This is a genomic window from Salmonella sp. 2020_1395 (genome assembly GCF_043848115.1).
GTDB lineage: Bacteria > Pseudomonadota > Gammaproteobacteria > Enterobacterales > Enterobacteriaceae > Salmonella > Salmonella enterica.
Genome location: NZ_JBCMFH010000010.1, coordinates 72,208 through 93,083, shown reverse-complemented (window position 1 = coordinate 93,083; position 20,876 = coordinate 72,208). Strand labels below are relative to the sequence as shown.

Below are 20,876 nucleotides of genomic sequence, written 5' to 3'. Positions count from 1 at the left end.
TGACTATGATAGCCAGCAAATTCGGTATCGGCCAACAGGTCCGCCATTCCCTGTTAGGTTACCTCGGAGTGGTCGTCGATATCGACCCGGAATATTCGCTTGATGAACCGTCGCCTGATGAACTGGCGGTTAACGACGAACTTCGCGCCGCTCCGTGGTACCACGTGGTAATGGAAGATGATGATGGTCAGCCAGTGCATACTTATCTGGCCGAGGCCCAGTTGCGAAGCGAAATGCGGGACGAGCATCCAGAACAGCCATCGATGGATGAACTGGCGCGTACCATTCGCAAGCAGCTTCAGGCGCCGCGACTACGTAACTGATTGTATGTAAAAGGCCGGAGAGCGATATCCGGCCATTTAAACTTTTATTTCGCCAGCCCCAGGCGAGGGATCTCAATCGCCGGGCAGCGATCCATCACCACGGTCATGCCTGCATCCCGCGCCAGTACCGCCGCCTGTTCGTTGATCACGCCAAGCTGTAGCCACAGCGTTTTTGCGCCGATGGCGATAGCTTCCTGCGCGACGCCCCATGCAGCTTCAGAGTTGCGAAAAACATCCACCATATCGACTTTTTCGGGAATATCCGCCAGCGTGGCATACCCCTGTTGCCCCAGCAATGTCTTACCCGCGACTTTTGGCGCAACCGGAATCACATGGTAGCCCTGTTCAAGCAGGTATTTCATTACCCGATAACTTGGACGATCGGGTTTATCGCTCGCACCTACCAACGCGATAGTGCGAGTGGACGTCAAAACATCAGCAATATCGGTCTCTTTCATCATCTTTCTCCTGGCTGTTTTGCAAAGTGTACGACAAACCTGACATAGCAACCATTCATCCCATACCGATGTATGAGAGCAAAACGCCAAAATATGTCTATATGTTAGTAAACATGATCTAAGAAAAATTTCGATACATTATTAGCCAGACGGCCTTTGGACAGGAGAACCTTATGAAAACCGGCGCGCTAGCCACCTTCCTTGCTCTCTGTTTGCCGGTGACTGTTTTTGCCACAACGCTCCGTTTGTCTAATGAGGTTGATCTGCTGGTGCTGGACGGCAAAAAGGTGTCCAGCTCTTTATTACGCGGCGCAGAGAGCATTGAACTGGAAAACGGGCCGCATCAACTCGTTTTCCGGGTGGAAAAAACCATCCGCCTGCCCGGTAATGAAGAGCGGCTTTATATTTCTCCGCCGCTGGTGATAAGTTTCGATACCCAACTGATAAGTCAGGTCAATTTTCAGCTCCCGCGGCTGGAAAACGAGCGCGAAGCCTCGTATTTTAACGCGGCGCCGCGTCTGGCGCTTTTGGACGGCGACGCCATGCCCATTCCGGTAAAACTCGATATTCTGGCCATTACTTCTACGGCTAAAGTGGTCGATTATGAAATAGAGACCGAGCGTTATAATAAATCGGCGAAACGCGCCTCGCTTCCTCAGTTCGCCACGATGATGGCAGACGACAGCACATTACTTTCCGACGTCTCAGAGCTTGATACCGTACCGCCGCAATCACAAACTCTGACAGAACAGCGGCTGAAATATTGGTTCCGACTGGCCGACCCGCAGACACGCCATCATTTTCTGCAATGGGCGGAAAAACAGCCGCCCTCTTGATATGAGTTGTCCCAGCACGCAATTTTTTTGTCTTTCTCTTGCAGCATCAAGCGCTTCCAGTAATCTGTAGACAGGTTAACTACGGAATCGAATTATGGAACTGACGACTCGCACCTTGCCGACGCGCAAACATATCGCGTTGGTTGCTCACGACCACTGCAAACAGATGTTAATGAACTGGGTGGAACGCCATCAGCCGTTGCTGGAAAAACACGTTCTTTATGCAACCGGCACCACGGGGAATCTGATCCAGCGCGCAACCGGTATGGACGTTAATGCGATGCTGAGCGGCCCGATGGGCGGCGACCAGCAGGTTGGCGCGCTCATTTCAGAAGGGAAAATCGACGTGTTGATTTTCTTCTGGGACCCGCTGAACGCGGTACCGCACGACCCCGATGTCAAAGCGCTACTGCGTCTGGCCACCGTATGGAATATCCCTGTCGCCACTAACGTCTCAACGGCGGACTTTATCATCCAGTCCCCGCATTTTAATGACGCTGTAGATATTCTTATTCCGGATTATGCGCGTTATCTGGCCGAGCGCCTGAAATAACCGCTACGCGGGCGGGATGCTGTACCGCCCGCGCTTTAGGGCTTCCTCGCCACCGGCACATCCAGCTGTTTAAGCGCCTCCACAAAGCGCGAGGGATTATCTTTATTGAAAAGCAGCCAGACCCGCGCGCGCGCGCGCGTCAACGCCACATATAACAAACGCCGCTCTTCAGCGTCCGGAAAATCCTCAACCTGAGGAAGAAGCGCACTTTCCATAATGGATTCTCGCGCCGGGGCGGGGAAACCGTCGTTACCCTCCTGCAATCCGACAAGAATCACGTAAGCGGCCTGTTGGCCTTTGCTGGCATGGATAGTCATGAAGTCTATCTGTAACTTCGGCCAGCGAGTCGCCGCTTTTTGTAGACTCGCGGGTTTCAGATGATGATAGCGCGCCAGCACCAGGATACGTTCATCTTCCTTAGCATAGCCGGATAATTTATCCAGTAACGCGTCCAACTGGCTTTCATCCAATAACGTCACCGCTTTTTTATCGCCTGGGGTCAGACTATTTAACGGTTTTTTAAGCTGGTGCGGATTCTGCTGTACAAAGCGATTGGCAATATCGCCAATCCGACTGTTAAAGCGGTACGTGGTGTCCAGGTGGCAATGCTCGCCCTCGCCGAACGTCTGATGAAACGCCGTCGTTAAGGAGAGCTGCGCCCCGCTAAAACGGTAAATCGCCTGCCAGTCATCGCCAACGGCAAACAGCGTAGTCTGGCTATTCTGCTTGCGCAGCGCCTCTAACAGCGCCGCCCGTTGCGGGGAAATATCCTGAAATTCATCGACCAGAATATGCTTCCACGGGCTGATAAAACGCCCTTTTTCGAGGATTACCATTGCCTGATGGATAAGCCCGGAGAAATCAACGGCATTTTCCGCTTTCAACGCACTTTTCCAGGCCTTTAGCAGCGGCGCCATCAGCTTAATGCGTTTGCCAAACAGCTCGCGGCACTCCTCTGGCGCGCCAGCGATCATTTCTGCCTGCGCGCCGCCGTGCATACGCATCAAACTGACCCAACGATCCAGGCGAGGGGCCAGACGCCGCTGCAATGTCTCATCGTCCCAGAAATTACCTTCCGGCACTACCCACTGCATCTCCTCTTCCAGCCACTGACGCCAGCCTTTGGCCTGCGCTTTTTTCTCGCTACACTGCTGACGCCAGGTGCGCAGAAATAGCTGATGCCGCGCGGTGGCGTCACTTTCCAGCTTACTGATAACCGGCGCTTTTTTACTGCCTTGCTGAATAATATACAGCGCCAGCGAATGGAACGTACGGGCAGTAATCTCTTCCGTATGTAAGCGCTCGCGGATACGCTCATCCATCTCCTCTGCCGCCTTGCGACCAAACGCCAGTAAAAGAATTTGCCCCGCATCTGCTTGTCCGCGCGCCAACAGCCAACCCGCGCGCGCCACCAGCACCGAGGTCTTACCGCTTCCCGCGCCCGCCAGTACCAGTAACGATGATTCGCCGTTAACCACCGCCCTGGCCTGGGAAGGATTAAGCGGAGAAGATTCTATCTGCGTAAAAAAGTCGGCATGCGCTTCCAGCATGGCATCAGCATACGCCTGATTATGCTGCTGCCGACTTCCCTCGCTATCCTGTAACCAGGCCAGACACTTACGCCATATCTCGCGACAGTGAGCAAACTCCTCCAGACGTGAGACCGGCAGCGGTAAGGCGGCAAACGTCTGGCGAATTTCGTGTTCCAGCCCCCGAACGCGTTCACGGGTAAGCCATTGGTTTTCGCCCGTTCGCTCACTAATACGCGCCCATTGCTCTTGTAATGCCTGCGCGGCGACATCACTCATCTCCTGGCTCCAGCGACGCCAGTGCGCGTCCAGATAGCGATGGAATTGCTGGGTTTCCGACCACTCGGTACCGTGCAAACGCACGACTTTATCCTCCGGCAGGACAAACTCCAGCTCGCCCCATACCAGCCCACGCTTACAGTGAATCGCCAATAACTGATTGAATGGAATAAGATATTCATGCCTGTCGCCAGACACTTTCACCCCAGCGTTGAGGATCTCGGCACGATCATACGGGTGTTGCGCCAGACGTTTTCCAAGAGAAGTTGCTTTCAGTTCCATGACTCAGCGAATCCAGACGTAAAGATGTGCTTATCAGTGTAACCGCCAGAGAAAACGTGCTCCAGTCTAAAAAAACGTTACAATTGCCCGCAGTGATAGAAAACCGGAATGAACTGAGGGTTTATGCGTACCGTTCTGAATATTTTAAACTTTGTACTGGGCGGCTTTGCCACTACGCTGGCCTGGCTGCTGGCCACGCTTGTCAGTATTGTGCTTATTTTTACCCTGCCGTTGACCCGCTCCTGCTGGGAGATAACCAAACTGTCCCTGTTCCCTTACGGTAATGAAGCCATTCACGTTGACGAACTTAATCCGGCGGCGAAAAGCGTATTAATGAATACTGGCGGTACCTTGCTGAATATTTTCTGGTTACTTTTTTTCGGCTGGTGGCTATGCCTGATGCACATTGCCTCCGGTATCGCGCAGTGTGTCACTATCATCGGGATACCTGTCGGTATTGCGAACTTTAAAATTGCCGCGATTGCGCTTTGGCCTGTCGGTCGCCGCGTCGTCTCTGTAGAAACCGCTCGCGCCGCGCGAGAAGCTAACGCGCGCCGCCGTTTTGAATGATCGGGACAAATAGCCTTTATGTTAAGTCCGTTGATTCGCCGTTATACCTGGAACAGTACCTGGCTGTATTACATCCGCATTTTTATCGCTCTGTGCGGCACCACCGCCCTGCCCTGGTGGCTGGGCGACGTCAAACTGACCATCCCGCTCACGCTCGGTATGGTTGCCGCGGCGCTAACCGATCTCGACGATCGCCTTGCCGGACGCTTGCGTAATTTAATCATTACCTTAATTTGCTTTTTTATCGCGTCGGCTTCTGTGGAGCTGCTCTTTCCCTGGCCGTGGCTATTTGCGTTGGGCTTAACGTTATCCACCAGCGGGTTTATTCTGTTGGGAGGACTGGGGCAACGCTATGCCACCATCGCGTTCGGCGCGTTACTCATTGCCATCTATACGATGCTGGGCGCTTCTTTATACGATCACTGGTATCAGCAACCACTGCTCCTGCTGGCAGGCGCAGTATGGTATAACCTACTGACGCTAACCGGGCATCTGCTATTTCCGATCCGCCCGTTGCAGGATAATCTGGCACGCAGTTACGAACAGTTAGCGCACTATCTGGAACTGAAATCACGTCTGTTTGATCCTGATATTGAAGATGAAAGCCAGGCGCCGCTCTATGATTTAGCGTTAGCGAACGGGCAGTTAATGGCGACGCTGAACCAAACGAAAGTGTCGTTATTGAGTCGCCTGCGCGGCGATCGCGGTCAACGCGGTACGCGCCGCACCCTCCATTACTATTTTGTGGCGCAGGATATTCATGAACGCGCCAGTTCTTCGCATATTCAATACCAGACGCTGCGCGATTATTTTCGCCATAGCGACGTCATGTTCCGCTTTCAGCGTCTGATGTCGATGCAGGCGCAGGCCTGTACGCAGCTGGCGCGCTGTATCTTACTGCGTACGCCGTACCAGCATGATCCGCGTTTTGAACGCGTCTTTACCCACATTGACGCCGCGCTTGAACGTATGCGCGCCAGCGGCGCTTCTTTAGAGCTGTTAAATACGCTTGGGTTCTTATTAACCAACCTACGCGCTATTGATGCGCAACTGGCGACGATCGAGTCGGAGCAGGCCCAGGCAATGCCGCGCAATGAGTCAGAAAACCAGTTGGCTGATGATAGCCTGCACGGGTTTAGCGACATCTGGCTGCGTCTGAGCCGTAATTTTACCCCGGAGTCCGCTCTCTTTCGCCATGCGGTACGCATGTCACTGGTATTGTGCATCGGTTATGCTCTCATCCAAATTACCGGGATGCGCCACGGGTACTGGATATTGCTCACCAGCCTGTTCGTTTGTCAGCCTAACTATAACGCGACCCGCCATCGCCTTGCGCTCAGGATTATCGGTACATTGGTAGGCGTTGCGATCGGCCTGCCGATTTTATGGTTTGTCCCTTCGCTTGAAGGACAGTTAGTTCTGCTGGTGATTACCGGCGTGCTTTTCTTCGCATTCCGTAATGTGCAGTATGCCCATGCGACGATGTTCATCACCCTGCTGGTATTACTCTGCTTTAACCTCCTGGGCGAAGGCTTCGAGGTAGCGTTACCGCGCGTCGTCGACACGTTAATTGGCTGCGCTATCGCTTGGGCTGCGGTCAGCTTTATTTGGCCGGACTGGCGCTTTCGCAACCTTCCCCGGGTACTCCAGCGCGCCACCGATGCTAATTGCCGCTACCTTGATGCGATCCTTGAGCAATATCACCAGGGACGGGATAACCGCCTGGCCTATCGCATTGCCAGACGCGACGCGCACAACCGCGATGCAGAACTGGCATCCGTGGTTTCTAATATGTCGAGCGAACCCGACGTCACGGCTGAAACCCGGGAGGCGGCGTTCAGGCTGCTTTGCCTCAATCACACTTTTACCAGCTATATCTCCGCCCTCGGCGCGCACCGCGAAAAGCTCAGTAATCCGGACGTGTTGGGGCTTCTGGATGACGCGGTCTGCTACGTTGATGATGCGCTTCATCATCAACCTGAAGACGAACAGCGCGTACACCAGGCGCTGGAGGGTTTAAAGCAGCGAGTTCAGTCGCTGGAAACACGTCCGGACAGCAAAGAACCTCTGGTTGTTCAACAAATTGGTTTGCTCATTGCCTTACTGCCCGAGATTGGACGCTTGCAACGGCAAATTTCACCGTCGACTTCTACATTAATTACCCAGCCGTAAGCGAATGAGCCCAGTCGGCAAGCTCCTGGCGACGACTCGCCGGGAGCGCCGCTTCATGTACGCCGACAATTGCGCCTTCCAGGGCATACAAAACTTTCACCGTCAGCAAGGGATTGCTTTGTCGCAACCTTAGCCAGCACATTTTCGCGCCCAGTATGCGTAACATATTTTCGTCCTTTATCCCTGACTCATTGAGCAATGTTTCCAGATGGAAGGTCATATTGGGGAGATCTTTGAGTCTGTGCTGTAAAATACGGCTGTGTTTTTCCTTCATTGCCGCGTCAAGAGAATACTTCGATAAACGCACCAGCTGCTGCTGATCGCGCCACAGGCTTTCATCCACCCGGTAATAGTTGAGCATAACGGGACGTCCACATTTCATAAACATGAGCCAGGCGGGAGGATGCTTCACACAGTAGGGTACGCTTTCTTCACAGGCGCGGAGATAAAGCTCGCCATTAGCCACCATCGCAAAGACGGTATCCTCCACGGTCAGACTATAGCTACCGAATAAAGATCGATACTGGATCGTCCCCAAAGAGGCCAAATATTCTTGCGATTTATAGATCCTGTCATAAGAGAGTGCTCTCATAAAATTCCTTTTAAATCATAAAGTAAAAGAATGATTTGCAGTAACGGATCCGTTAATGACGAAAATAGGCAACTTATACTCCGCGAGCAAGATGATTTTTATTTTTGACGCCACTAAGAATAAAAATTGCGAGACAGTTTCCGAAAATAGAGTTGATCTTTCATCGCCACAGGGGTACTGTATGAATATACAGTAACTCACAGGGCTGGATTGATTATGTACACTTCAGGTTATGCAAATCGTTCTTCGTCATTTCCTACCACTACCCACAACGCTGCGCGCACCGCTACGGAAAATGCCGCGGCAGGACTGGTCAGTGAAGTTGTCTACCACGAAGACCAGCCCATGATGGCGCAACTCCTGCTTTTGCCTTTACTCCGTCAGTTAGGCCAACAATCACGCTGGCAGCTCTGGCTCACGCCGCAGCAAAAGCTCAGCCGTGAATGGGTACAGTCTTCAGGTTTGCCATTAACGAAAGTGATGCAAATTAGCCAGCTTGCACCTCGTCATACGCTGGAGTCGATGATCCGCGCTTTGCGTACAGGAAATTACAGCGTGGTAATTGGTTGGATGACTGAAGAACTGACAGAAGAAGAACATGCCAGCCTGGTTGAAGCAGCGAAGGTAGGTAATGCGGTAGGGTTTATCATGCGCCCTGTACGTGCGCACGCTTTACCCAGGAGACAGCATTCCGGGCTAAAAATTCACTCTAATTTGTATCATTAGGTAAAATTAGGATTTATCCTGGACTTTTTTTTACGCGAACGTATCTCCTTTGAGTGCTAACGTTTTTTTTGCGAGAACGCTTGTCAGAAGCGGTTTCCGCAATTTTTGCTGTACGATTTATCATCTGAAACTGTTAAATGATGTGTATATCCGTCATGTTTTTTTCACATGTCTGACGGAGTTCACACTTGTAAGTTTCCAACTACGTTGTAGACTTTACATCGCCAGGGGTGCTCAGCATAAGCCGTAGATATCGGTAGAGTAACTATTGAGCAGATCCCCCGGTGAAGGATTTAACCGTGTTATCTCGTTGGAGATATTCATGGCGTATTTTGGATGATAACGAGGCGCAAAAAATGAAAAAGACAGCTATCGCGATTGCAGTGGCACTGGCTGGTTTCGCTACCGTAGCGCAGGCCGCTCCGAAAGATAACACCTGGTACGCTGGTGCTAAACTGGGCTGGTCTCAGTACCATGACACCGGCTTCATTAACAATGATGGCCCGACTCATGAAAACCAACTGGGCGCAGGTGCTTTTGGTGGTTACCAGGTTAACCCGTACGTTGGCTTTGAAATGGGCTACGACTGGTTAGGCCGTATGCCGTACAAAGGCGACAACATCAATGGCGCTTATAAAGCTCAGGGCGTTCAGTTGACCGCTAAACTGGGTTATCCAATCACTGACGATCTGGACGTTTATACCCGTCTGGGTGGTATGGTATGGCGTGCAGACACCAAGTCTAACGTCCCTGGCCCTGGCGGCGCGTCTAATAAAGACCACGACACCGGCGTTTCCCCGGTATTCGCGGGCGGTATCGAGTATGCTATCACCCCTGAAATCGCAACCCGTCTGGAATACCAGTGGACTAACAACATCGGTGATGCCAACACCATCGGCACCCGTCCGGACAACGGCCTGCTGAGCGTAGGTGTTTCCTACCGTTTCGGCCAGCAAGAAGCTGCTCCGGTAGTAGCACCGGCACCGGCACCGGCTCCGGAAGTACAGACCAAGCACTTCACTCTGAAGTCTGACGTACTGTTCAACTTCAACAAATCTACCCTGAAGCCGGAAGGCCAGCAGGCTCTGGATCAGCTGTACAGCCAGCTGAGCAACCTGGATCCGAAAGACGGTTCCGTTGTCGTTCTGGGCTTCACTGACCGTATCGGTTCTGACGCTTACAACCAGGGTCTGTCCGAGAAACGTGCTCAATCTGTTGTTGATTACCTGATCTCCAAAGGTATTCCGTCTGACAAAATCTCCGCACGTGGTATGGGCGAATCTAACCCGGTTACCGGCAACACCTGTGACAACGTGAAACCTCGCGCTGCCCTGATCGATTGCCTGGCTCCGGATCGTCGCGTAGAGATCGAAGTTAAAGGCGTTAAAGACGTGGTAACTCAGCCGCAGGCTTAAGTTTCCGTCTGATAAAAAACCCCGCGTCGCGGGGTTTTTTGCTCTGGTCTGGGTGACAACGCCTTTCAGCGTTACTTCTTGCCTAATAACGCCTGTAAATCCTGCTTTAACGTGGTCATTTGCGTGGCATATTTCTCTTTATGCTCCGCGTCTTCTATCAGTTGCACTATCGTTTCGGATAATGTTTTACCGCGTCGCTGCGCAAGGCCCGCCAGACGCTGCCAGACCATAAACTCTAAATCGATAGATTTTTTGCGCGTATGCTGATGTTCCGCATTGAAGTGTCGTTTGCGTCTTGCCCGAATGGTTTGTTTCATCCGATTAAGCAAGGCAGGATTCATATGCCTGTCTATCCAGACGTTTACCCGCACCGGTTCATTTTCGAGGGCCAACAACAAATTGACGGCTTCCTGGGCAGCACTGGCTTCCACGTAGCGGGTGATCAACTCCCCTTCGCGGTGCTTTTTCACCAGATATTTCCATTTCCAACCGCTTTCAAGATTTTCAAGTTGTTGATATTTCATTGCGATCCCAACGTTACCGTGTAACTGTTATCAGAATATCAGTTTTTTAGCCATCTGAAGAAAAGAATCTCGAACCTGTGAATGGTTACACGTCTTCATATTACTTTGCATTCGCTTTCCGCGTGTGCAGCGTGACGGGTTAGGCTATAATCCCCCCTTTTACAACAGACTAAAAAACCTCAACTTTGACCATTACGAAACTTGCATGGCGTGATCTGGTTCCGGATAGCGAAAGCTATCAGGAGATATTTGCACAGCCACACGCGACTGACGAAAACGACACCTTACTCAGTGATACTCAGCCACGACTGCAATTTGCGCTTGAGCAACTTATACAGCCGTGGGCATCATCCTCTTTTATGCTGACTAAAGCGCCTGAAGAGCAAGAGTATCTCACTTTACTTTCAGATGCCGTCCGCGCTCTGCAAACCGATGCCGGACAATTAACCGGCGGACATTATGACGTTTCCGGGCATACTGTTCATTACCGCGCCGCGCAGAATGCGCAAGACAACTTTGCCACCGTCACACAAGTCGTCAGCGCGGACTGGGTCGAAGCCGAACAGCTCTTTGGTTGCCTGCGGCAGTATAACGGCGACATTATCCTGCAGCCGGGACTGGTTCATCAGGCGAACGGCGGCGTGCTGATTATTTCCTTACGAACCCTTCTGGCGCAGCCGTTACTGTGGATGCGTCTGAAAGCCATCGTTAGCCGCGAGCGTTTTGACTGGGTGGCCTTTGACGAGTCGCGTCCATTACCGGTCTCCGTGCCATCCATGCCGCTCAAACTGAAGGTGATTCTGGTTGGCGAACGTGAATCACTGGCTGATTTTCAGGAGATGGAACCGGAGCTCGCGGAACAGGCTATCTACAGTGAATTTGAAGACAATTTACAGATAGCGGACGCAGAAGCTATGACCCTGTGGTGTCAATGGGTGACGCGTATCGCTTTACGCGATAATTTGCCGCCCCCGGCACCGGACGCCTGGCCCGTCCTGATACGCGAGGCTGTGCGCTATACCGGCGAACAGGATACGCTGCCTCTTTGCCCACTGTGGATAGCCCGCCAGTTTAAGGAAGCGGCGCCTTTATGCGAAGGCGATACCTGCGGCGCAGAAGCGCTCAGTCTGATGCTTGCCCGACGCGAATGGCGAGAAGGCTTTCTGGCGGAGCGGATGCAGGATGAGATTCTGCAAGAGCAGATCCTGATTGAAACCGAAGGCGAACGCGTTGGACAAATCAATGCGCTTTCCGTCATTGAGTTTCCCGGACATCCGCGCGCCTTTGGCGAACCGTCGCGAATTAGCTGTGTTGTGCATATCGGCGATGGCGAATTTAACGATATTGAGCGCAAGGCCGAACTTGGCGGGAATATCCACGCTAAGGGAATGATGATTATGCAGGCCTTCCTGATGTCTGAGTTGCAGCTGGAGCAACAAATTCCCTTCTCTGCCTCGTTAACCTTTGAGCAGTCCTACAGCGAAGTGGATGGCGATAGCGCCTCAATGGCGGAATTATGTGCGCTCATCAGCGCGCTGGCCAATGTGCCAGTGAATCAAAACATTGCGATTACCGGCTCGGTCGATCAGTTTGGTCGCGCGCAACCGGTGGGCGGGCTAAACGAAAAAATTGAAGGTTTCTTCGCCATCTGCGAGCAGCGGGAATTAAACGGTAAACAGGGCGTAATTATCCCTGCCGCCAACGTCCGCCATCTCAGTCTTAAATCTGAACTGCTGCAAGCGGTTAAAGAAGAGAAGTTCACTATCTGGGCGGTAGACGACGTGACCGACGCCTTACCGTTACTGTTAAATCTGGTGTGGGATGGCGAAGGTCAAACGACGTTGATGCAGACTATCCAGGAGCGTATCGCGCAGGCGACGCAACAGGAAGGCCGTCATCGTTTCCCGTGGCCATTACGTTGGCTGAACGCTTTTATTCCGAACTGATCGGACTTGTCCAGCGTACACGTGTTAGCTATCCTGCGTGCTTCAATAAAATAAGGTTTACATAAAACATGGTAGATAAACGCGAATCCTATACAAAAGAAGACCTTCTTGCCTCTGGTCGTGGTGAACTGTTTGGCGCTAAAGGGCCGCAACTCCCTGCGCCGAACATGCTGATGATGGACCGCGTCGTTAAGATGACCGAAACGGGCGGCAATTTCGACAAAGGCTATGTCGAAGCCGAGCTGGATATCAATCCGGATCTATGGTTCTTCGGATGCCACTTTATCGGCGATCCGGTGATGCCCGGTTGTCTGGGTCTGGATGCTATGTGGCAATTGGTGGGATTCTACCTGGGCTGGTTGGGCGGCGAAGGCAAAGGCCGCGCTCTGGGCGTGGGCGAAGTGAAATTTACCGGCCAGGTTCTGCCGACAGCCAGGAAAGTCACCTATCGCATTCATTTCAAACGTATCGTAAACCGTCGCCTGATCATGGGCCTGGCGGACGGTGAGGTTCTGGTGGATGGTCGTCTGATCTATACCGCTCACGATTTGAAAGTCGGTTTGTTCCAGGATACTTCCGCGTTCTAAGTGTTGAATTGATATTCCGCGCTATCGGTATCATGCTTGCAAAGCCAATAAAGGCGAAACCTCCGCAGTGCGGAGGTTTCTTTTTCTAAAGAGACAGAATCAGGCCATTACCGCCCTGTCCTCCATGGCTTGTCGCCAACCTCCCAACCAGTATGACCGTTGATTCAGCGTCTGATAGGGACACATTTCTTTTGATCGTCCGGCGATGCCGGCCTGATATCCACGTTGATGTGCCCGTTCCAGGCGATCTCGTTTTTGTCTCTTCATGCCTCGTTTCCCTCATATTTGTATCTGGTGGAAAAGAAAACAGTGATTACAAAATGTGCAATCACACTACACGAATACCTCTAAATGGATCGCCCGTCAATGCGCAAAATTCACACCAATGTCATATTTGTGAGCTATACGGTAAATCATTTGTACAAAAAATGTGAGCCATAACAACTATTTTTCCGGCGTCAAAAATAAAAAAACCGCCTCAGGCGCACGACCTGAAGCGGTTAAATTTACATTACTTTTATCTCAGGGAAGGCGCTTTATCTCATCTGCGATAGCGGCTGCTTCCTGACTCCATGCGCTTGCCAGTACTTTGACCATCTCATCATAGCCATCTTTCTGCTGGCTGGCTTCGATATGGAAAGGCCGCTTAATCAGTTGTCCGTTGTGGTTTAATAACCACTCCCCGCTGACGATAACCTTACCATCGTAACGTCCATGGAATCCGGTTACGGTAACGTTCAACGTATCCTGGGTGGTTCCCAACGGCTGGGAAGCGACGACCCAGCCAGGAAGCCGGGCGCTAAGATTCGCCACCAGCGTGTTACGCAATTGCTGATCCAGCGGGCTGGCCCACAGATTGTTATTGGCAATCACATACTGGACATCACTGGTTTGATACACCACGCCGTTACCTGCCAGATAGTCAGGTACGGAAACCTGCTCTACCCATAAGAGACGGTTGCCCTGGCTTGCGGTGCTTTGCACACCGCTTTGCGCTATCGGGAGCTGATAATAGCTTTTATTCTCTCCGCCGGAGCTACATGACGCCAGCCAGAACGCCATTATCACGACTAGCCATTTTTTCATTGTTTCGCCCTCTTAGGCTCAGGATCTTTTTTATCCTTCGCTTCAAATACCAGCGCGTTGCTCTTCTCGTTCAGAGTTTTCAACACCGGTTGTAACTCACGAAGCACCTGATCGAGACGCTGCATATCCGCCACCATTTTGTTATACGCCGCCGATCCAGGCTGGAAGCCTTGCATACTGCGGTTAAGTTCGCGTAACGTCGTTTGCATATCCGCCGGAAGCTGCTGCATCGACTGACTGGAGGTAATCTTGTTCATATTATCCAGCGTGGTTTGCAGCCGACGCATAGTACGCTGGCTTTCAGACAGCGTATTGGTCGCTTGTTCAATCATCGGATTCAGCGGCAGGTTGTTGATCTTATCCAACGTTTCCACCAGTCGCTGTTGAATTTGCGCCAGGCCGCTGCTGACGGTGGGAATAATTTCATAACCATCAAATTCGCGTAGCCCGGTGATCGGCGGCTCCTTAGGATAAAAGTCCAGATCGACATACAGCGCCCCGGTCACCAGGTTACCGGTTTTAAGCGAAGCGCGTAAACCGCGCTTAAGCAGTTCCGTCAAATGCGCGCCAACATCCGCATTTTCTCCCAATTGCGCTTTCAGACGCTCCGGTTCAATGCGCACCAGCACAGGAATACGGTAATCGTCGTTAAATACCTGGCGCATTTTAGACGCAAAGAAAGGTACTTTGCTTACCGTCCCCAGACGAATACCGCGGAACTCCAGCGGCGCGCCGGGTTGTAATCCGCGCACCGAATCTTTAAAGAACATCAGGTAATCGATATGATCGGTATACAGCGAATCCTGAATACTTTTTTGATCGTCGTAGAGGTTAAACGCCGTTTTTTCGGCGACGGGTTGCCCCTGCTCAAGTCCTTCCGGCACATCAAAACTCACGCCGCCGCCAAACAACGTCGTCAACGATCCCATTTCCACGCGCATTCCCGCCGATGTCAGATCCACAGCGATACCGCTATCTTTCCAGAATCGGACATTACTGGTGACCAATCGATCGTTTGGCGCCTTAATGAACAACTGATAACTCATTGTCCGTTTTTGCGGATCGAAAGAGCTGGTTTCAACGGATCCTACCCGATAGCCCCGGAAAAGAACGGGATCGCCAGGACTGAGCTGACCGGCCTTTTTGCTGTCCAGAATCACACGAATACCTTTGGCATCGGGCGGCGCCAACGGCGGTGAGTCAAGAAGCTGATAGCTTTCCGGCTGACTACCCTTACTTCCTGGTTGTAGTTCAATATACGCGCCTGATAGCAGCGTCCCAAGCCCGCTGATGCCTTCACGCCCCACCTGCGGTTTTACCACCCAAAATACCGAGTCTTTATGCAGCAACTTTTCCATACCGGAATGAAGCCGCGCTTTGATTTGTACATGCGTCAGATCGTCAGTCAGCGTCGCGCTTTCAACCACGCCGACATCCACGCTGCGACTTTTGATCGTCGTTTTTCCGCCTTCAATGCCTTCCGCATTGGTGGTAATTAAGGTAACTTCCGGTCCCTGGTGGCTGTAGTGATAAAACAGAATCCAGGCTCCGATAAGCGCAGTAACAATCGGGAATATCCAGACAGGCGACCAATTTTTCACCTTTTGTACTTTGGCTTCCCCTTTTTTAGGTTCCATGCTATCAGGACTCCTCATGGCCTGGTTCGTATTCACGATCCCACGACAGACGCGGATCAAAGGTCATCGCAGAAAACATTGTCATTATGACGACTAAAGCAAACATCAACGCACCCATCGCAGGATAAATATTCATTAACCCTCCCATACGCACCAGCGCAGAGAGTACGGCAATGACAAAGACATCAATCATTGACCAGCGCCCCACAAACTCCACTACTTCATAAATAAAATGCATCCGTTCACTGTCGCGCTTACCGTGGCCTTTCGCATCCCAACAAAGCCAGGCAATAGCGATCATTTTTAGCGTCGGCACCATAATACTGGCGAGAAAGATAACCGCCGCCACCGGATAAGACCCCTCGCTCCACAGCAAAATCACGCCAGCCAGAATGGTCGACGGCATTTTCGAGCCCAGTAAGTCGGTAATCATAATCGGCAAAATATTGGCGGGCAGATAAAGCATGATCGAGGTAAATAATAACGCCAGCGTCCACTGCAAACTGTTTTTACGCCGGACATAGCCTTTCGTATGGCAACGCGGACAGACGAGACTCTCCGCAGGCAGGATCGCCGTACAGCAGGCGCAAGAACGCAAAGACTGCCGGATACCGGTAATCCCCGGCGTTAACGGCTGCGCCAGTGCAGGCTGCGGGGCGATATCATCCCACAGCCAGCGGCGATCGACACACTGGAACGCCCGCAGTTGAACGAGACAAAATAAGCACCAGGGAATAAAGCTGCTACCGATGCCGATATCGCCGTAGGCCATCAGCTTAACAAAACTGACCAACACCCCGGCGAGAAATATTTCCGCCATTCCCCACGATTTGAGGAGGAAAAAGATCCTTGCCAGCGTTTTTTTTACCGACAACGGCAGACTGGCGCGGTTGACAAGTAATAGAATAGTCACCAGGCAAAATGCCGGCACCAGTTGGACAAATAATAAAAAGAACGTGCCGAGGCTGGCGTAATCTTCAGAAAACATGACGCCGGGGATTTCCAGAAGCGTGACTTCGCTGGTGACGCCCGCGACATTCATATTCACGAAGGGAAAAAGGTTAGAAAGCAGCAACATAAATAGTGCCGCTAACGCATAGGCGGTAGGACGCTGCCGGGGCGCGTCCCACTCAGTCGTTAACGTTGCGCCGCATCGTGGACATGCTGCTTTTTGCCCATGCGAGAGGCGGGGTAAAGCCACCAGCATGTCGCATTGCGGGCACAATATGTGCTTCGCAGCATGGTGATGTTCACACATAGGCGCTCCTTTCGTTATGCCCCGTTTTTCAGGCCTTCAAGATACTCCCAACGTTCGAAGGCTTGCTCAAGTTCTTGCTCCGCCTGACTTAAATCGGCCAGAACTTTCTGCGTTTGCTCATGGGGTTGGCTAAAAAAGGCCGCATCCGCAACCTGCGCCTGTAGCGCTTCCAGCTTCGCTTCCAGGTCTTCAAGCTGACCGGGTAACTGCTCCAGCTCGCGCTGCAGTTTATAGCTTAGTTTGCTACTGCCACGTTTTACAATTTCTGCTTTAGGGGCAATAACTTCCTCATTTTTTTTCGCCATCGGCTGTTTCGTCGCCAGATGCTGCTCTTGCTGCGCACGCGCATCATGGTAGCCGCCGATATAACGTCCGATTTTGCCGCCGCCCTCGAAAATCCAGCATTCCGTCACGGTATTATCGACAAATTGCCGATCGTGGCTGACCAGTAGTACCGTGCCCTGATAGCCATCAATTAATTCTTCTAATAGTTCCAGCGTTTCGACGTCAAGATCGTTCGTTGGTTCATCGAGAATTAAAAGATTGCTCGGCTTGAGGAACAGCCGTGCCAGCAGCAGACGGTTACGTTCGCCGCCGGAAAGCGCGCGGACGGGTGTCATCGCCCGTTTGGGGTGAAACAGGAAGTCCTGCAAATAGCCCAGTACATGGCGCGGCTTACCGTTTACCATCACCTCTTGCTTGCCTTCCGCAAGGTTATCCATCACGGTTTTTTCCGGATCCAGTTCGGCGCGATGCTGATCGAAGTAGGCGACTTCCAGCTTCGTTCCCACGTGAATGCGCCCGCTATCAGCCTGAAGCTGTCCCAGCATCAGTTTCAGTAGCGTGGTTTTACCGCAGCCGTTCGGGCCAATTAACGCAATTTTGTCGCCGCGCTGTACCTGAGCGGAGAAATCTTTTACCAGTTGTTTTCCTTCTACCTGGTAATCGACGTTTTCCATCTCAAAAACGATTTTACCGGAGCGCGTCGCCTCTTCGACCTGCATCTTCGCCGTGCCCATCACTTCCCGGCGCTCGCTGCGTTCACGACGCATCGCTTTTAACGCCCGCACGCGCCCTTCATTACGGGTGCGGCGCGCCTTGATACCCTGGCGAATCCAGACTTCTTCCTGCGCCAGTTTGCGATCAAATTCCGCGTTTTGTAATTCTTCTACGCGCAGCGCTTCTTCTTTCTCCAGCAGGTATTGATCGTAATTTCCCGGATAGGTGACCAGTTTGCCACGATCGAGATCGACAATGCGGGTTGCCATATTGCGAATAAACGAACGATCGTGAGAGATAAAAATAATCGTTCCGTTAAAGGTTTTCAGAAACCCTTCCAGCCAGTCGATAGTTTCGATATCCAGATGGTTAGTCGGTTCATCCAGTAACAATACGCGCGGATTGCTGACCAGCGCCCGACCCAGCGCGGCTTTACGCAGCCAGCCGCCGGAGAGCGACGACAGCGCGGCGTTAGGATCGAGTCCAAGCTGCTCCAGCACTTCATTAATACGGTTTTCCAGCTGCCACAGATTATGATGATCGAGCTGTTCCTGTACGCGCGCCATTTCATTGAGGTTTTTCTCGCTGGGATCGGTCATCACCAGACGGGAAATCTCATGATAGCGCTTGAGGTATTCCGCTTGTTCTTCGATACCTTCGGCGACAAAGTCATAGACGCTGCCCGCAATATTACGGGGCGGGTCCTGTTGCAGACGCGCGACGATCAGATCCTGCTCATAAATAATACGCCCATCGTCCAGACCCTGTTCGCGGTTGAGGATCTTCATCAAGGTGGATTTCCCGGCGCCGTTACGCCCCACCAGACAGACGCGTTCGTTATCTTCGATATGCAACTCTGCGTTATCGAGAAGCGGCGCGTCGCTGAACGACAGCCATGCGCCATGCATACTGATTAATGACATTTACTTTTCCTTTCAGGCGGCGCGGATCAGCCAGCAGTTATGAATCTGACGGTTACGGGCAAAATCCGGGGAAAGCGTTTTTTGCGTAATTTCTTGTGCGGTAAGCCCCAGCTCAGCCAGCCCTTCCAGATCCATACGGAATCCGCGCTTATTATTTGAGAACATGATGGTGCCGCCTTTACGCAGCAGGCGTTTTAAATCTTTCATTAACGCGACATGATCGCGCTGAACATCAAACGACTCTTCCATACGTTTTGAGTTAGAGAACGTCGGCGGATCGATAAAGATCAAATCGAACTGTTCATTCGCCTCGCGCAGCCAGCCCAGGCAGTCGGCCTGAATCAGGCGATGCGCGCGGCCGCTCAGTCCGTTCAGACGCAAATTACGTTCGGCCCACTCCAAATAGGTGCGGGACATATCCACCGTTGTGGTGCTGCGCGCGCCGCCCAGACCCGCATGTACACTGGCGCTGCCGGTATAAGAAAAGAGATTCAGGAAATCTTTGCCTTTGCTCATTTCTCCCAGCATTCTGCGGGCAATACGGTGATCGAGGAACAGACCGGTGTCGAGATAATCCGTCAGATTTACCCATAAGCGCGCATTATATTCGCTGACCTCAAGGAACTCGCCCTTCTCGCTCATTTTCTGATACTGGTTTTTTCCTTTTTGCCGTTCGCGGGTTTTTAACACCAGTTTATTCGGCGGAATACCGAGCACTGACAAGGTTGCCGCAATAATATCGAACAGACGTTGCCGCGCTTTTTGCGCATCCACCGTTTTCGGCGGCGCATATTCCTGAATCACCGCCCAGTCGCCGTAACGGTCTACCGCCACGTTATATTCCGGCAGGTCGGCATCATACAAGCGATAGCATTCAATCCCTTCCTGGCGCGCCCATTTCTCCAGCTTTTTAAGATTTTTACGCAGGCGATTAGCGTAATCTTCCGCCACCGTCGCCGGCTTACTGTCTGCCGTGGTTTCCGCAATATGATAGTTTTTCTGCACGCAGTCCAGCGGGCCATTCTTGGCTTTAAACTGTTTGTCGGCACGTAATTGCAGGCTGCCCAGCAAATCGGGCGAAGCGCTGAACAGCGACAGGTTCCAGCCGCCAAACTGATTTTTCATGGTACGGCCCAGCAGGCTGTGCAACGCAATCAGCGCCGGTTCGCTGTCCAGACGTTCGCCGTAAGGCGGGTTACTGATCACCGTACCATACGGGCCTTTCGGCAATGGATTACTCAGTTGCGCCACATCTTTCACTTCAAAGGTGATAAGCTCGCCGATACCGGCGCGACGGGCGTTGCTGCGCGCCCGCTCAATGACGCGCGCATCGCTGTCGGAACCGTAGAAATGAGAGGAATACTCCGCCAGCCCCTTACGCGCCCGGGTCTGCGCTTCGGCTTTCACTTCCTGCCAGATAGTTTCGTCATGCTGCGCCCAGCCGCTAAATCCCCAGTGACCACGGTGCAGTCCCGGCGCGCGATCGGTCGCCCACATCGCGGCCTCAATCAACAGTGTCCCCGAACCACACATAGGGTCGAGCAGCGGCGTACCTGGTTGCCAGCCGGAACGCATAACAATCGCTGCCGCCAGCGTCTCTTTAATTGGCGCCAGCCCGGTGCGATCGCGATAACCGCGCAGGTGCAGGCCATCACCACTGAGATCCAGCGCAATGCTGGCAGTTTCTTTATTCAGCCAGACGTTAATACGGAGGTCCGGCGATTCGCGGTCCACATTTGGACGCGGAAGATTTTTCCGCGTAAACGCATCGACAATCGCGTCTTTAACTTTCATCGCGCCATACTGACTATTACGGATGGTGTCGTTCAGGCCGCTGAAATGCACCGCAAACGTCGCGCCAGGATTAAAAATCTCTGTCCAGTTTATCGCCTGAACGCCGAGGTAAAGATCGAGATCGCTGTAGACCTTGCACTCACCCATCGGCAGGATAATACGCGAGGCCAGGCGGCTCCACATCAGGCTCTGGTAAATAAGCCGCGTGTCGCCCTGAAAATGGACCCCACCCTGAACAACCTGACACCCTACGGCGCCCAGTTTTTCCAGTTCAGTTTTTAACAGCTCTTCCAGCCCGCGGGCCGTACTGGCAAACAGAGAATTCATATTGTCACTTTTACGCTAAGAAAATTGTTGCGCATTATAGCTAATCTCACGCCCATGTCA

General features: G+C 52.3%; 19 protein-coding genes. 9 read left to right on the top strand and 10 right to left on the bottom strand.

All coding sequences use genetic code 11. The annotated features are described in order from the left end of the window. Positions 1-5: 5 nt before the first annotated feature. A complete protein-coding gene (hspQ, locus tag ACH0WD_RS16845; RefSeq protein WP_000561983.1) occupies positions 6-323 on the top strand; it encodes a heat shock protein HspQ in 318 nt (105 codons plus the stop codon). Between the two features lie 44 nt (positions 324-367). Here hspQ and ACH0WD_RS16840 read toward each other — a convergent pair whose 3' ends face one another. After that, positions 368-781: a CoA-binding protein gene (locus tag ACH0WD_RS16840; protein ID WP_001537782.1), complete on the bottom strand. Its 414-nt coding sequence runs from the start codon at positions 779-781 to the stop codon at positions 368-370. Positions 782-954: 173 nt separating this feature from the next. Here ACH0WD_RS16840 and ACH0WD_RS16835 point away from each other — a divergent pair, with 173 nt between their 5' ends. Both ACH0WD_RS16835 and mgsA read left to right on the top strand, forming a co-directional pair. Next, the gene (locus ACH0WD_RS16835) at positions 955-1,617 is read left to right on the top strand and encodes a DUF2057 family protein (RefSeq protein ID WP_000847722.1); all 663 of its coding nucleotides are present in this window, start codon (positions 955-957) and stop codon (positions 1,615-1,617) included. A gap of 94 nt (positions 1,618-1,711) precedes the next feature. Continuing rightward, positions 1,712-2,170, top strand: a complete 459-nt coding sequence (mgsA, locus tag ACH0WD_RS16830) for a methylglyoxal synthase (RefSeq protein ID WP_000424187.1) — start codon at positions 1,712-1,714, stop codon at positions 2,168-2,170. A gap of 35 nt (positions 2,171-2,205) precedes the next feature. Here the strand turns inward: mgsA and helD are convergent, their stop codons facing one another. Continuing rightward, entirely contained in the window at positions 2,206-4,260 is a 2,055-nt protein-coding gene (gene helD, locus ACH0WD_RS16825) for a DNA helicase IV (RefSeq protein WP_000420499.1), read from the bottom strand. A gap of 123 nt (positions 4,261-4,383) precedes the next feature. On the opposite strand from helD, the gene ACH0WD_RS16820 reads away from it, so the two are divergent. Both ACH0WD_RS16820 and yccS read left to right on the top strand, forming a co-directional pair. Then, complete coding sequence (locus ACH0WD_RS16820) at positions 4,384-4,830, top strand: YccF domain-containing protein (RefSeq protein ID WP_001261222.1); 447 nt, start codon at positions 4,384-4,386, stop codon at positions 4,828-4,830. 18 nt (positions 4,831-4,848) lie between these two features. Then, positions 4,849-7,002, top strand: a complete 2,154-nt coding sequence (yccS, locus tag ACH0WD_RS16815) for a YccS family putative transporter (protein ID WP_000950862.1) — start codon at positions 4,849-4,851, stop codon at positions 7,000-7,002. Here yccS and ACH0WD_RS16810 read toward each other — a convergent pair. After that, positions 6,989-7,594 carry a TfoX/Sxy family DNA transformation protein gene (locus ACH0WD_RS16810; RefSeq protein WP_001202375.1) on the bottom strand — a complete coding sequence of 202 codons (606 nt, stop codon included), beginning with the start codon at positions 7,592-7,594 and terminating at the stop codon, positions 6,989-6,991. The two genes, yccS and ACH0WD_RS16810, sit on opposite strands and share 14 nt — an antisense overlap. A gap of 216 nt (positions 7,595-7,810) precedes the next feature. Here ACH0WD_RS16810 and sulA point away from each other — a divergent pair, with 216 nt between their 5' ends. Both sulA and ompA read left to right on the top strand, forming a co-directional pair. After that, complete coding sequence (gene sulA, locus ACH0WD_RS16805) at positions 7,811-8,320, top strand: SOS-induced cell division inhibitor SulA (RefSeq protein ID WP_000288732.1); 510 nt, start codon at positions 7,811-7,813, stop codon at positions 8,318-8,320. A 356-nt stretch (positions 8,321-8,676) separates the two neighbouring features. Continuing rightward, complete coding sequence (ompA, locus tag ACH0WD_RS16800; RefSeq protein ID WP_001747676.1) at positions 8,677-9,735, top strand: porin OmpA; 1,059 nt, start codon at positions 8,677-8,679, stop codon at positions 9,733-9,735. Between the two features lie 71 nt (positions 9,736-9,806). Here ompA and matP read toward each other — a convergent pair whose 3' ends face one another. Further along, entirely contained in the window at positions 9,807-10,259 is a 453-nt protein-coding gene (gene matP, locus ACH0WD_RS16795; RefSeq protein WP_000877172.1) for a macrodomain Ter protein MatP, read from the bottom strand. Between the two features lie 185 nt (positions 10,260-10,444). On the opposite strand from matP, the gene ACH0WD_RS16790 reads away from it, so the two are divergent. Both ACH0WD_RS16790 and fabA read left to right on the top strand, forming a co-directional pair. Beyond that, entirely contained in the window at positions 10,445-12,205 is a 1,761-nt protein-coding gene (locus tag ACH0WD_RS16790; protein WP_000156447.1) for a Lon protease family protein, read from the top strand. 68 nt (positions 12,206-12,273) lie between these two features. Then, complete coding sequence (gene fabA, locus ACH0WD_RS16785; RefSeq protein ID WP_000227928.1) at positions 12,274-12,792, top strand: bifunctional 3-hydroxydecanoyl-ACP dehydratase/trans-2-decenoyl-ACP isomerase; 519 nt, start codon at positions 12,274-12,276, stop codon at positions 12,790-12,792. A 99-nt stretch (positions 12,793-12,891) separates the two neighbouring features. Here the strand turns inward: fabA and rmf are convergent, their stop codons facing one another. The 6 genes from rmf to rlmKL form a co-directional block, all read right to left on the bottom strand. Further along, positions 12,892-13,059 (bottom strand): ribosome modulation factor, encoded by a 168-nt coding sequence (gene rmf / locus ACH0WD_RS16780; protein ID WP_001537784.1) that lies wholly within the window; start codon positions 13,057-13,059, stop codon positions 12,892-12,894. A gap of 255 nt (positions 13,060-13,314) precedes the next feature. Continuing rightward, positions 13,315-13,878: a membrane integrity-associated transporter subunit PqiC gene (gene pqiC, locus ACH0WD_RS16775; RefSeq protein WP_000759136.1), complete on the bottom strand. Its 564-nt coding sequence runs from the start codon at positions 13,876-13,878 to the stop codon at positions 13,315-13,317. Then, a complete protein-coding gene (pqiB, locus tag ACH0WD_RS16770) occupies positions 13,875-15,515 on the bottom strand; it encodes an intermembrane transport protein PqiB (RefSeq protein ID WP_000433414.1) in 1,641 nt (546 codons plus the stop codon). The genes pqiC and pqiB overlap by 4 nt, the downstream gene beginning before the upstream one ends. A gap of 4 nt (positions 15,516-15,519) precedes the next feature. Continuing rightward, the gene (pqiA, locus tag ACH0WD_RS16765; RefSeq protein ID WP_000333152.1) at positions 15,520-16,773 is read right to left on the bottom strand and encodes a membrane integrity-associated transporter subunit PqiA; all 1,254 of its coding nucleotides are present in this window, start codon (positions 16,771-16,773) and stop codon (positions 15,520-15,522) included. A gap of 14 nt (positions 16,774-16,787) precedes the next feature. Then, a complete protein-coding gene (locus ACH0WD_RS16760) occupies positions 16,788-18,695 on the bottom strand; it encodes an ABC transporter ATP-binding protein (RefSeq protein WP_000053051.1) in 1,908 nt (635 codons plus the stop codon). Positions 18,696-18,707: 12 nt separating this feature from the next. Further along, positions 18,708-20,816: a bifunctional 23S rRNA (guanine(2069)-N(7))-methyltransferase RlmK/23S rRNA (guanine(2445)-N(2))-methyltransferase RlmL gene (rlmKL, locus tag ACH0WD_RS16755; protein ID WP_001086485.1), complete on the bottom strand. Its 2,109-nt coding sequence runs from the start codon at positions 20,814-20,816 to the stop codon at positions 18,708-18,710. Between the last annotated feature and the right edge of the window lie 60 nt (positions 20,817-20,876).